This window comes from Solwaraspora sp. WMMA2059, assembly GCF_027497315.1.
In the GTDB taxonomy this organism is placed as follows: domain Bacteria; phylum Actinomycetota; class Actinomycetes; order Mycobacteriales; family Micromonosporaceae; genus Micromonospora_E.
The window spans coordinates 1,646,449-1,658,426 of sequence record NZ_CP114908.1 but is presented as its reverse complement, the minus strand read 5'-3'; the positions used below and the strand labels follow the sequence as shown (position 1 = coordinate 1,658,426).

The 11,978-nt window shown below is 72.1% G+C and carries 12 protein-coding genes; 10 read left to right on the top strand and 2 right to left on the bottom strand.

The features are described from left to right. Nucleotides 1-9: 9 nt before the first annotated feature. The 6 genes from O7553_RS07555 (at nt 10) to O7553_RS07530 (ending at nt 5,880) form a co-directional block, all read left to right on the top strand. Nucleotides 10-867, top strand: a complete 858-nt coding sequence (locus tag O7553_RS07555) for a fused MFS/spermidine synthase (protein WP_281554104.1) — start codon at nt 10-12, stop codon at nt 865-867. A 78-nt stretch (nt 868-945) separates the two neighbouring features. After that, a complete protein-coding gene (locus tag O7553_RS07550) occupies nt 946-1,641 on the top strand; it encodes a sigma-70 family RNA polymerase sigma factor (RefSeq protein WP_281554103.1) in 696 nt (231 codons plus the stop codon). Then, entirely contained in the window at nt 1,638-2,501 is an 864-nt protein-coding gene (locus tag O7553_RS07545; protein ID WP_281554102.1) for a zf-HC2 domain-containing protein, read from the top strand. Before O7553_RS07550 ends, O7553_RS07545 begins: the two co-directional genes overlap by 4 nt. 388 nt (nt 2,502-2,889) lie before the next feature. Then, nucleotides 2,890-3,600: a hypothetical protein gene (locus tag O7553_RS07540; protein ID WP_281554101.1), complete on the top strand. Its 711-nt coding sequence runs from the start codon at nt 2,890-2,892 to the stop codon at nt 3,598-3,600. A gap of 275 nt (nt 3,601-3,875) precedes the next feature. Continuing rightward, nucleotides 3,876-4,790, top strand: a complete 915-nt coding sequence (locus O7553_RS07535) for a Pecanex-like protein 1 (protein ID WP_281554100.1) — start codon at nt 3,876-3,878, stop codon at nt 4,788-4,790. Between the two features lie 121 nt (nt 4,791-4,911). After that, nucleotides 4,912-5,880: a DNA-3-methyladenine glycosylase 2 family protein gene (locus O7553_RS07530; protein ID WP_281554099.1), complete on the top strand. Its 969-nt coding sequence runs from the start codon at nt 4,912-4,914 to the stop codon at nt 5,878-5,880. Between the two features lie 29 nt (nt 5,881-5,909). Here O7553_RS07530 and O7553_RS07525 read toward each other — a convergent pair whose 3' ends face one another. Then, the gene (locus O7553_RS07525) at nt 5,910-6,440 is read right to left on the bottom strand and encodes a DUF1990 domain-containing protein (protein WP_281554098.1); all 531 of its coding nucleotides are present in this window, start codon (nt 6,438-6,440) and stop codon (nt 5,910-5,912) included. Nucleotides 6,441-6,585: 145 nt separating this feature from the next. On the opposite strand from O7553_RS07525, the gene O7553_RS07520 reads away from it, so the two are divergent. From O7553_RS07520 to O7553_RS07510, 3 genes are read left to right on the top strand one after another with little or no spacing between them, the layout of a single operon-like run. Beyond that, the gene (locus tag O7553_RS07520; RefSeq protein WP_281554097.1) at nt 6,586-7,632 is read left to right on the top strand and encodes a class I SAM-dependent methyltransferase; all 1,047 of its coding nucleotides are present in this window, start codon (nt 6,586-6,588) and stop codon (nt 7,630-7,632) included. Continuing rightward, nucleotides 7,629-8,714 (top strand): ATP-dependent DNA ligase, encoded by a 1,086-nt coding sequence (locus O7553_RS07515; protein ID WP_281554096.1) that lies wholly within the window; start codon nt 7,629-7,631, stop codon nt 8,712-8,714. The genes O7553_RS07520 and O7553_RS07515 overlap by 4 nt, the downstream gene beginning before the upstream one ends. Continuing rightward, complete coding sequence (locus tag O7553_RS07510; protein ID WP_281554095.1) at nt 8,711-10,291, top strand: alpha/beta hydrolase; 1,581 nt, start codon at nt 8,711-8,713, stop codon at nt 10,289-10,291. Before O7553_RS07515 ends, O7553_RS07510 begins: the two co-directional genes overlap by 4 nt. Nucleotides 10,292-10,368: 77 nt before the next feature. Here O7553_RS07510 and ligD read toward each other — a convergent pair whose 3' ends face one another. Next, complete coding sequence (gene ligD / locus O7553_RS07505) at nt 10,369-11,406, bottom strand: non-homologous end-joining DNA ligase (RefSeq protein WP_281554094.1); 1,038 nt, start codon at nt 11,404-11,406, stop codon at nt 10,369-10,371. A gap of 70 nt (nt 11,407-11,476) precedes the next feature. Between ligD and msrB the strand changes: the two genes are divergently transcribed. Next, a complete protein-coding gene (gene msrB, locus O7553_RS07500) occupies nt 11,477-11,899 on the top strand; it encodes a peptide-methionine (R)-S-oxide reductase MsrB (protein ID WP_281554093.1) in 423 nt (140 codons plus the stop codon). Nucleotides 11,900-11,978 lie beyond the last annotated feature (79 nt).

Here is an 11,978-nt window from a genome sequence, read left to right as displayed (position 1 = left end):
ACTGTGCCGATGGGCCGTACCCGCAGGACAGCACCGCCCGCGGTCCAGGTAGACACCGGCACCGCGCAGCTCGTTGCGGACCCGGACCGGCGGCGGGCGTACACCCTGCTGTTGGACGGCACCCAGCAGTCCCACGTCGATCTCGACGATCCGACGCACCTGGAGTTCGAGTACGTCCGCCGGATGGCCGCGGCGATCGACCTGGCCGCCCCGGCCGGCGCCCCGCTGCGGGTGCTGCACCTGGGCGGCGGTGGGCTGACCCTGCCGCGCTACCTGGCCGCCACCCGGCCCGGGTCCAGCCAGCGGGTGGTGGAGATCGACGCCGCGTTGACCGAGCTGGTCCGCCGCGAACTGCCCTGGCCGGCCGACCGCAACCTGCGGATCCGGGTCGGTGACGCGCGGGCCGCCGTCGAACAGGCCCGCACGGACAGCTACGACCTGGTGGTCGCGGACGTGTTCGCCGGTGCCCGTACCCCGGCTCGGTTGACCTCGGTCGAGTTCGCCGCCGAGGTCGCCCGGGTGCTCGTGCCCGGCGGCCAGCTGCTGTCCAACGTGGCGGACGGGCCGCCGCTGGGCTGGGCCCGTCGACATCTGGCATCGGTACGGCAGGTGCTGCCCGGCATCTGCCTGGTCGCCGACGCGGCGGTGCTGCGGCGGCGCCGGTACGGCAACCTGGTGGTGGTCGCCGGACGCGCCGTACCGGCCGTCGGGGACCTGGCCCGGCGGGCCGCCGGTGACTGGTTTCCCAGCCGGGTGCTGCACGGCGCGGCGCTGGACCGGTTGATCGCGACGGCGTCGCCGATCGCCGACGCAACCGCGCAGCCTTCGCCGCCGCCGCCGGATGGAATTTTTCCGAGCGGGCGTTGATCCGTCCGCCGGCCGGCTCCGTACCTCGGGGTGGGCCCCCAGCCGCGGGCCATGTCGACGTCGGATGGAGGTCCTGCGATGTACGCGGTCGCCAGCGGCTGGCAGGCGGAGAGGACCCGGCCGGGTCTGACCGGCAATGGTTCGGCCATGGCCCGCAGCACGCAACGTTGGCAGAGCATCGACGGGAGGGCGGCCGAGCGCGATGATGAGCCGGTGACGCCACGGACCGCAGGAAGCCGGCAACAGGCCGGGACGGCGGAATCCAGCCACGGGGACGATCTCGTCCGCACACTGTACGCAGAGCACGCCCGGCCGCTGCTGGGATTCGTGTTACGGCTCACCGGGGGGGACCGGCAACGAGCCGAGGACATCGTCCAGGAGACACTGCTGCGGGCGTGGCGCAACGCCCACCGGCTCGGCGCGCAGGGCCAGGCGTCGCTGCGACCGTGGCTGGTGACCGTCGCCCGGCGCATCGCGATCGACGACCACCGCAGCGAGAAGGCCCGCCCGACAGAGGAGTACGACCGGGACCTGGAGAGCTTCGCCGAGTCCGACGGCACCGATCAGGTGCTGCGGCAGATGACTGTCGCCGACGCGTTGCGCACGCTCAGCCAGCCGCACCGGGAGATCCTGGTCGAGACGTACTTCCGCGGCCGCACGGTGCCGGAGGCTGCCGCGGAGCTGGGGCTGCCACTGGGTACCGCCAAGTCGCGGGTCTACTACGCGCTACGAGCGCTGCGGACGGCGCTGCAACAGCGGGGGGTTACAGAATGACACGGTCCGCCCACTGGGACGTCGGAGCGTACGCGATCGGTGCGCTCGACGCCGACGACGTCGAACTGTTCGAGGAGCATCTCGCCGGCTGCTGGGCCTGCGCCGCGGAGCTGGAGTCACTCATTCCGATCGTCGGGTTGATGTCCACCGTCGACATCGACCAGTTGGAGGACAGCCCCGTCCTCCCTCAGTCCGGCCCCACCGGTGTGAACCGGGCTGGTGGGGCGGACGACGGCGGCGCGCCGGTGCCGATCCGGCCGACCGTACGGTCCGACGCCGACCAGCTTCGCGACCACGGTCGGGTCCGTCCGCTCGGCCGCGCCGGTAGGTCCCGGCGGCTGTTCGCCGGCCGACCGCTGCAGATCGCCGCCGGGTTCGTGCTGATGGCGACGCTCACCGGTTTCTCGTTCTTCGCCGGGTCGACCTGGTCAGGCGGATCGGCGACACCGCAGGCCGGGCCGCAGACGTCGGTCTCGACCAGCCCGTCACCGGTCGATCCGCAGTCCGGGGTCGGTGGTCCGGAGGTCACTGGCGAGAAGTTCAACGCGGTCGACGCCACCACCGGGGTGGAGGCGGACGTGGTGCTGGAGGAAGCCGACTGGGGCACCCAGGTGTCGTTCGCGCTGCGCCGCGTACCGGGACCGATGCAGTGCCGGATCGTGGTGCTGCGGGCCTCCGGCACTGCGGAGGTGCTCTCCACCTGGACGGTGCCCGACGCCGGGTACGGCACCGCGGAGCAGCCCGCGCCGTTGCTGCTGAGCACGTCGACGGCGGTGCCTCGGGACGACATCGAACGGATCCAGTTCCAGGCGGTCGACCAGTCCGGGGTCGCCACCGCGATCGTCACCGTACCGGTCTGAGCGGTACCGGTCTGAGCGGTACCGGTCTGAGCGGTACCGGTCTGAGCGGTACCGGTCTGAGCGGAGGGTCGACGTCCATTCCTGACGTGCGCTACGAACAGGCGTCGCGACATCTGCGCCAGCAGATTCGATGTACGTGCAGCCCGTGGGTTCCCGAGTTTACGGATACCCACGGGCTGTTCTGTCTCTGATCGTCGCTGCGTCTCTCTCTGCCCATGACCGGCGTATTCTGCTGCTGATCGGCACGACAACGGCTGGCCGCACGCAGCACCCGACGACCCGGTTCAACGCCGGGCTGTGAAATTCTGCACTCGGGAATACCGATCCAATCCGAGATGTGCTGCGTACTCCTTGATGAAGCCCGATGTGGACGAATGAGGGAGGGCACGTGGCACTGGGAAAGCGGACCGTCATAGTCGCAGGCGCGCTGGCGGCACTCGTGTTGCCGGGTTGCGCCCCGGCAGGTTACAACCCGGACGACTTTGGCGGCGCTCAGGCCCAGCCGGTCGTCAACGCGGCGAACGCGGCGTCGGCCGCGCCCGAGCCGGTAGACACCGAGGACATCGCGGTCGAGGTCGCCGACGAGGACCTCACCAAGGAACTGGTCGGCAAGGCCGTCGACAAGATGGGTGACGTGGTCACCGACGAGGACGGCTGGCTGCTCTACCGCTTCGAGGAGGACTCCAACGACCCCGCGACCTCGAACTGCGAGGGTGACTGCGCCAAGATCTGGCCGCCGGCGCTGACCGACGGCGACCCCATTCTGTCCGGGGTGGACGAGGAGTTGGTCGGCACGGTGAACCGGCCGGACGGCACCCGCCAACTGACCATCGACGGCTGGCCGATCTACTACTACGCCGGTGACGAGAAGCCCGGCGATTGGAAGGGCCAGGGTGTCGGCGGCACCTGGTACGTCGTGCAGCCGGACGGCACGAAGAACCTGGAGTGCCTGCCGGAGGGCACCCCGAAGCCAATTGCGGTGCCGGACGGTGACGGCCGCGACAACATCAAGGGCCTCGACGACAGCAAGGACTCGCAGAGCGAGGACTCGGACAGCTTCGACAGTGACTCTGAGGACTCGGGCGACTACGACTACTGACTCTTTCAGGGCGCCTGTGAATCGCGGCGGCCGGTCGTTGCCAGGGAGGGCGCGGCCGGCCGCCGCCACGTTTTTGGTGGACCCGCCACCGGCGCCTCGAGCCGGTTCTTGAAGCCCGTATTAAGTGCCTCCTAAGTGTTCCGTAGTTGGCCCAAGGATTGTTGACTGTTGTGGAGTGACATCCATACGGTCGACGGCAGTGGCGAACCACAGCCATCATCAACTGCGTTGCACCCGGACGACCAATTGGCGTTCGACGAAAGAGGTGGCACCACGTGAACAGCCCACAGCGCCGCAGGCGTACCAGCGACCAGCCGGCACGCCGGGGCGAATCGGCGGGCAGCACCCGCAACCGCGTCATCGCGGTGACCACGATGCTGGCGGTCTTCGGCGGCGTGGTGGCGGTGACCCAGATCTCGTCCGCCGGGACCCGCGGCGACCGGGACCGCGAGCGGGACCGCGACCGGGCCGCCGCTGTCTGCGTGAGCCCGAGCGAGTCGGTCGATCCGGCCGACACCGGGACCACCGTGGACAGCAACGGCGTACGGCACCACTGGGGTGACGGCCAGCGGGGCCCGGACCAGTGCCAGGACTCCCCCGCCCCCGGCGAAGAGCCCGACGCGCCGGACGATCCGCCGGCCGGGTTGGAGATCCTCGGCGACGACTGCACCGACAGTTCGTTGGCCCCGCACGAGGGTTTCCAGGACGGCGAGCGGTGTGTCAGTACGGCGTTCGGCGAGGTCGGTGACGCGGACACCAACCCGCAGCTGATGATCATCTCGTCACCCAACCGGGTACGCGCAAACCAACCGTTCACCCTGCGAATCAGCACCCGCAACCTGGTACGTGACCGATTCCTGCCGGCCGGCCAGGGCGGCTACTACCTGGAAAGCTCGTTCCTCACCGAGGAGGGTCTGACCCGGGGGCACTTCCACACCGCATGCCGGATGCTGACCAGTAGGCGCAGCGCTCCCGAGCCCGGCCCGGTCCCGGCGTTCTTCGTGGCCACCGAGGACGGTCGGGGTGGCGCCGGCGCCGACGAGGTCACCGTCGAGGTGCCCGGCCTGCCCGGCCCCGGCATCGCCCAGTGCGCGTCGTGGGCCGGCGACGGTTCCCACCGGGTACCGATGATGCAGCGGGCCAACCAGATCCCCGCCTTCGACGTGGTCCGGGTGGTCGTCACCCGATGAGGTCGGCTGGCATCGGCGGCGGTGGCCGCCGGTGACCCGGGTAGGGCGATCCGACGCCGGGACGAGCTGCGGGCTCGTCCCGGCGTCGATGCTGTCCGCCGCTGCTGGCACAGTGACCGGCATGGTCGAGCAAAGGCAGGCCGCGGAGACAGCAGCGGCCACGCTCAATGCAACCGGTGCCGCACCGGCACGGGTCCGGGTGCTGCGGCCGCCGGAGGGCTACCAGTTGGCCGGCTCGGCGCGGCCGCTGGCGATGGGACGGCACGACCCGTGCGCCCGCTGGCTGGCGGACACCTTCTGGTGGACCGCCCGTACCCCGGACGGGCCGGCGACCCTGGCGCTACGCCGACGCGGCGGCGACCTCGTCGCCGCCGGCTACGGCCCCGGGGCCAGCCAGATCTGCGACATCGCCGACGCGGTCGCCGGACTCCGCGACGACGTGTCCGACTTCCTCCCGCTGGCCCGCCGGCATTCGGTCGTCGCGGCGGTGGTCCGCCGCTACGCCGGCGTCCGGCTCCCGGCCACCGGGCAGGTGTTCGCCCGGCTGCTGCGGGCCGTGCTGGAACAGAAGGTGACCGGCGCGGAGGCGTACCGCGGGTACGCCGCGACGGTCCGCCGGTTCGGCGAACCCGCTCCCGGCCCGGTCGCCGATCTCTGGGTCGCCCCGGAGCCGACCGCCCTCGCCGCCGCGCCGTACTGGTCGCTGCATCCGCTGGGCATCGAGCAACGACGGGCGCAGGCCCTGTGCGGCGCGGCGGCGGTCGCCGACCGGCTGTCGGACAGCGCCGACCCGCAGACGGCCACCCGGCGGTTGACCGCGCTGCCCGGGATCGGCCCGTGGACCGCCGCCGAGGTGGTCCGGGTGGCGTTCGGCGCGGCCGACGCGGTGAGCGTCGGCGACTACCACCTGCCGAACACGGTGGCCTGGGCGCTGGCCGGCGAGGCCCGCGCAACCGACACCCGGATGCTCGAACTACTGGAGCCGTTCCGGGGGCACCGTGGTCGGGTCTGTCTGCTGCTGGAGCTGGCCGGGGTACGGGCGCCCCGGTTCGGGCCCCGGGCCCCGGTCCGTTCCTTCGCCGCCTACTGACCCGCCGCCGGCCGGCGTGCCGTTGGCGGTCAGCGGGTGAGCCGGCGCAGTGCGGTGCCCAGCCGGTGGGCGTAGGCCCGCTGTGCCAGCGCACCCAGTGGGCCGGCCAGCCGCATGAGCGGCGCCACCGGCCGGCTGAACGCCACCACCGACAGCCACACCCGGTCGTCGTCGCGGTGCACCAGGAACGCCTCCTCGCCGCTGGCCGGATGGCCGGGCAGGGTGCCGTACGCGAATCCGGCGAGGTCCGGCTCGTCGACCGCCCACACCACCGCGCACGGCGCGGCGATCCGCAGCGGCCCGACGCCGAGACCGACCGTCACCAGCACACCGGCCTCGGCGCGGGGAGCCGACGCCGCCACCCGGGCACCGGCGGCCCGGTGCATCCGCCAGGTGAGCACCGCCTCGGCCGCCATCGGGAAGCTGCCGGGCCGCAGTCGGCTACGGGACCGCAGATGGCGGTAGCCCGCCGGCAGCGGCGGTACGGACCGCCGGACCGATCCGGTCTGGTCGCGCAGCACGGCGGTGGCGCCGGCCTGCGGATAGGTGAAGCTGGGCATGCGATCCGCCTTTCCCGTACGGCCACCACGGCGGCGGCGCCGACGAGCGGAGCAGGACACCGACCAGGACGGCCGGTGCGGTCACCTGGATTGTCCTCCGATCGACCGTTTGTCGCTGCGGTAATCAGCGGTATGGTCTGCCACCATGACAGCGTTCACACCGGTCCTGCCTGAGCGGACCGCCAGCTACCTGCGGACCGGTCTGCACCAGGTCAAGGGCTGGCTGAACGTTTCGACCGCGGTGTACCTCAGCGGCGTACGGGCCGCTCAGCGCGAGGCCGGGGTGAGCGGCGACGTGGCCGAGATCGGCATCCACCACGGCAAGTCGTTCCTGTGCCTCGCTCTGGATCTGCCAGCGGATCAGCGGGCGGTCGCCATCGACGTCTTCGACGACCAGGCCGCCAACCTCGACCAGTCCGGACGCGGTGACCGGGAGATCTTCGAACAGAACCTCACGACCTACGGCGCCGGCGACAACGTCGACATCGTGCAGTCGTCAAGTCTCGACCTGGAGCAGGCCGGCTTCGTCGCCGCCGGGCGCCGCTTCCGGATCTTCTCCATCGACGGCGGCCACACCGATCAGATCACGGTGAACGATTTGCGGATCGCCGAGCGGACCGTGGTCGACGACGGGCTGGTGGTGCTCGACGACGTACTCAACCGGCACTGGCTCGGCGTGATCACCGGCCTGTTCAGCTACCTCGGCGACGGCGGCAGCCTGGTGCCCGCAGTGTTGGTGCCCAACAAGCTGATCCTGGCCACCTCGGCCGACCAGGCGAAACACTGCCGGGCGATGTTCGCCGAGCAGTTTCCGAACGGGCTGGAGAAAGGCGACGTACCGTTGGCCGGCCATCAGATCGACGTATACGGTGACCGCCCCTGGCTGGTACGCGGCGAGGACGGCCGCAGCGAGCCGGTCACCGGTCACGAGTTGATGGCGACGATCAGCGCGGCCCGCCTCGCCGAGCTCGAACAGCAGCTGCGTTCCGCCCGGGCGGAGCTCGATACGACGCACCGCCAGCTCGCCACGACCCGCCAGCAGCTGCGGGCGGCGGCCCAGCCGCTGTACCAACGCGCGGCACGCCGGCTGCCGTGGCTGGCCCGCCCGGTCCGGCCGGTGTTCCGCCGGGTCCGTGCCGTGGTCCGGCGGTCCCGCGGATCGTCGGACCGGGATGGTTCACTGGGTGGGTGACTTTCCCGATCGCCCTACCGATCGAGCCGATGCTGGCGAAACCGGTCGCGACGCTGCCAGTCGCACCGGGGATGAGCTACGAGCCCAAGTGGGACGGCTACCGCTGCGTCATTTTCCGCGACGGTGACCAGGTCGAGCTGGCCAGCCGCGGCGGTAAGACGCTGACCAGGTACTTCCCCGAGGTCATCGAGCAGGCCCGGCAGCAGTTGCCGCCCCGGATCGTGGTGGACGGCGAGTTGGTGGTGATCCGGGCGGAGACTGGGCGGTCCCGGCTCGACTTCGACCTGCTCGGCCAACGGATCCATCCGGCGGCCTCCCGGGTACGGCTGCTCGCCGAGCAGATCCCGGCCTCCTTCGTCGCCTTCGACCTGCTGGCGCTGGGCGACGAGGTCCTGCTCGACGAGCCGTTCACCACCCGTCGGGCCCGACTGGCCGACGCGCTGGCGGCGGTCACCGCGCCGGTGCACCTGACCCCGGTGACCACCGAACCGGGCACCGCCCGTCGCTGGTTCGAGATCTTCGAAGGCGCCGGCCTCGACGGCGTCATCGCCAAGCCGGCGGAGCTGCGCTACGAGCCCGGTAAGCGGACGATGTTCAAGGTCAAGCACGGGCGGACCGCCGACGTGGTCGTCGCCGGCTTCCGCTGGCACAAGTCCGGCCCGGTGGTCGGATCACTACTGCTCGGGCTCTTCGATGACGCTGGGGTGCTGCACCACGTCGGCGTGTGCGCGTCGTTCACCGCCGCCCGACGCGCGGAGCTCGTCGACGAGATGGCACCGTTGCGCACCACTGCCGCCGACCACCCGTGGGGGTCGGGTGACGACGGTTCCGGCCAGCGGATTCCGGGCGCGCCGAGCCGGTGGAGCGGCGGCAAGAACCTCGAGTGGCAGCCGCTGCGGCCCGAGTTGGTCGCCGAGGTCGCCTACGACGCGATGGAGGGCGACCGGTTCCGGCACACCGCACGGTTCCAGCGCTGGCGTACCGATCGGGAGCCGGCCTCCTGCCGGTACGACCAGCTGGACCGGCCGGTCCGCTTCGACGTGCACCGGGTGCTGGCCGGCGACCCGACCAGCCAGCAGTGAGCCGACGCCGCCGGATCCCCGCGAGCCGGCGCCGCTGGCAGACAGATGGCCGGCACCGCTGGCTGTCCGCCATCGCGGCCGCAGTGGTCGGTTCGCTGGTCGGCCTGACCGGGTGCACGGCGGCGCGGCCCGACCCCGGGGCGACCAGCGGGCCCGACTCACCGCCGCACTGGCAGCCCTGCCCGGAGTCGACTACGCATCGGTACGGCCCACCACCCGACGGGCTGCGCTACGACTGCGCCACGATCGACGTACCGGTCAACTGGGCCGCCGGTTCCGCCGCCGGCACCCTTCCAGTCGCGCTGATCCGGGCCCGGTCCGACCGGCAGCAGGACCGCATCGGCACCCTGGTGGTCAACCCGGGCGGGCCCGGCGTCTCCGGGGTGGACGCCGCCGCCCGGTTGGCACTGGGCGAACGCCTCGGCGGTCTACCGGAGACAGTGCTGCGCCGGTTCGACGTGGTCGGCTTCGACCCGCGCGGGGTGGGCCGGTCCGCCGCCGTCGACTGCGTCGCCGACAGTGACTGGGACGCCACCTTCGGGGCGGACCCGGACCCCCGTGACCCGGCTGCCTTCGCCGGGGCCGCCGCGCTCAGCCAACGGGTCGCGGCCGGCTGCGCGGCGCGCTACGGCGAGCGGCTCACCGCGTACTCCACCCATCAGACAGCCCGGGACCTCGACGCGGTGCGGGCGGCGGTCGGCGACGACCAGCTGACCTTCCTCGGCTACTCGTACGGGAGCCTGCTGGGAGCCACCTACGCGCACCTGTTTCCGCACCGGGTCCGCGCGCTAGTGCTGGACGGCGCGATCGACCCGGGGCAGGACCCGGTCGCCGGGTCGCTGAGCCAGGCCGCCGGTTTCGAACGGGCCTTTGCCGCCTTCGGCCGGTGGTGTTCCGGCGCACCGGCTGACTGCCCGATCAGCGCCGACCCTTCCGGCACGCTGGCCGAGGCGATGGACCGGGCCCGGCAGGAGCCGGTCACCGGGGCGACCGGCCGGACGGCCACCGCCGGCTGGATCTTCTACGCCGTGGTCGCCTCGCTGTACGACCGCAGCGGCTGGCCACGGCTGGGCCGGGCGCTGGCCGATCTGGGGGACGGCGACCCGGGCCCGGTGTTCGACCTCGCCGACGGCTACACCGGTCGCGGCGACGACGGCCGGTACGGCAACCTGTTCGCCGCCAACCTGGCGGTGAACTGCGCCGACGCCGAGGTGCCGCTGAGCACCGACGAGGTCCGGCAGTTGCAGCAGCAGTGGCGCCGGCAGCATCCGACGTTCGGTCCGGCGCTCGCCGTCGGCCTGCTGGCCTGCGTCAACTGGCCAGTCGCGGCCGACCCGTACCCGGTCGGGCCGGCGGTCGGCGCCGCGCCGATTCTCGTCGTCGGCACCACCGGTGATCCGGCCACCCCGTACGAGCAGGCACCGCGGCTGGCCGAGTCGCTCGGCACCGGCGTGCTGGTGACCCACCAGGGCGACGGGCACACCGCATACCCGCAGGTGGCTTGCGTAGCCGACGCGGTGGACGCGTACCTGATCGATCTGACGGTGCCCGACGACGGCCTGACCTGCCCGTCCTGACCTGGGGCCGGACGGACGGCACCGGGCCGGGGTCAGGACGGCACCGGGCCGGGCGGACGTCGCGGGTCCCGGGCGGGTCAGTCGCCGGTGACCGGGCGGGCCCGGGACGGCTGCACCCGCATCGGTTCGCCGGGCATCTTCGGATGGTCCGGCGGGTACGGCATGTCACCGGCGCCGTCGCGGTCGTCCCGGTCGGCCCACTCCAGCAACGGGGTGATGTCCCACGGCGTGTCGTCGATCCCGGCGTGCGGGTCGCCGACGGCGGCCAGCCGGGGCGGTACGGTGCGCAGGTCGAAGTCGTCCGGCTCGACCCGGGTCAACTCGTCCCAGGTGACCGGAGTGGAGACGGTGGCGCGGGCGTTCGCCCGCAGCGAATAGGCACAGGCGATGGTCCGGTCCCGGGCCATCTGGTTGTAGTCGATGAAGACCTTTCGCCCCCGTTCCTCCTTCCACCAGGACGTGGTGACCAGGTCGGGCCGGCGGCGCTGCACCTCGCGGGCGAACGCGATCACGGCCCGGCGTACCTCGGTGAACAGCCAGCGCGGCTGGATCCGCAGGTAGACGTGCACCCCGCGGCCGCCGGAGGTCTTCGGGTAACCGGTGGCACCAAGCTCGTCGAGGATTGCCCGGACCTCGCCCGCCGCCGCCACCGCGTCGGCGAAGTCGGTGCCCGGCTGCGGATCCAGGTCGATCCGCAGCTCGTCCGGCCGGTCCACGTCAGCGGCCCGCACCGGCCAGGGATGAAACACCACGGTGCCCATCTGCGCGGCCCAGGCGACGTGGGCCAGGTCCGCCGGGCAGAGTTCGTCGGCGGTACGGCCACTGGGAAACTTGATCTCGGCGGTACGGAGCCACGGCGGCACGCCCCGGGCCGGCACCCGCTTCTGGAAGAACATCTCGCCGTCGACGCCGTCCGGGAAGCGCTGCAGTGTGGTGGGTCGGTCGCGCAGGGCGCGCAGTATGCCGTCACCAACGGCCAGGTAGTAGTCGAACACGTCCTGCTTGGTGTACCCCGGCCCGGGGAAGCACACCCGGTCCGGGCTGCTCAGCCGCACCTGGCGGCCGGCCACGTCGACGGTGGTCGCGGACCGGGAACTCCGGCTCTGCCCTGTCACCCCTCGACCTTAGGCCAGCCGGCCGCTGATCGGCGGCCGGCGGTGCCGGGACCGCCGTACCGTAGTGACCATGACAGACGAGAAGACGTCCCTGCCCCGTACCGACGAGCAGTGGCGGGCGCGGCTCAACCCCGAGGAGTTCCGGGTGCTGCGTCAGGCCGGCACCGAGGCGCCCTGGTCCGGTGAGTACGTCGAAACCACGACGGTCGGCACGTACCACTGCCGGGCCTGCGACACGCCGCTGTTCACCAGTGACACCAAGTTCGACTCGCACTGCGGCTGGCCGAGCTTTGACGAGGCGCTGCCCGGGTCGGTGCGCTACATCGAAGACCGGTCGCACGGCATGGTCCGCACCGAGGTGCGCTGCGCCACCTGTGACTCGCACCTCGGGCACCGGTTCGACGGCGAGCGGTACACCCCCCGCAACGCGCGCTACTGCATGAACTCGGTGGCGCTGCGGCTGGAGCCGGCGACCGACGCCGCCCGGAGCTGACCGCCCACCCCGCCTCCGCGCATTTCCCAGCAGTTCGGTCACAGCATCTCAGCGATTCGCCGGTTCCGGGCCTCCCCGA

What these genes read in the sequence shown, in the direction of transcription:
- O7553_RS07555 (WP_281554104.1), top strand. Translation starts at nt 10, where the DNA reads ATGGGCCGTACCCGCAGGACAGCACCGCCCGCGGTCCAGGTAGACACC.
- O7553_RS07550 (WP_281554103.1), top strand. Translation starts at nt 946, where the DNA reads ATGTACGCGGTCGCCAGCGGCTGGCAGGCGGAGAGGACCCGGCCGGGT.
- O7553_RS07545 (WP_281554102.1), top strand. Translation starts at nt 1,638, where the DNA reads ATGACACGGTCCGCCCACTGGGACGTCGGAGCGTACGCGATCGGTGCG.
- O7553_RS07530 (WP_281554099.1), top strand. Translation starts at nt 4,912, where the DNA reads ATGGTCGAGCAAAGGCAGGCCGCGGAGACAGCAGCGGCCACGCTCAAT.
- O7553_RS07525 (WP_281554098.1), bottom strand. Translation starts at nt 6,440, where the DNA reads ATGCCCAGCTTCACCTATCCGCAGGCCGGCGCCACCGCCGTGCTGCGC.
- O7553_RS07520 (WP_281554097.1), top strand. Translation starts at nt 6,586, where the DNA reads ATGACAGCGTTCACACCGGTCCTGCCTGAGCGGACCGCCAGCTACCTG.
- msrB (WP_281554093.1), top strand. Translation starts at nt 11,477, where the DNA reads ATGACAGACGAGAAGACGTCCCTGCCCCGTACCGACGAGCAGTGGCGG.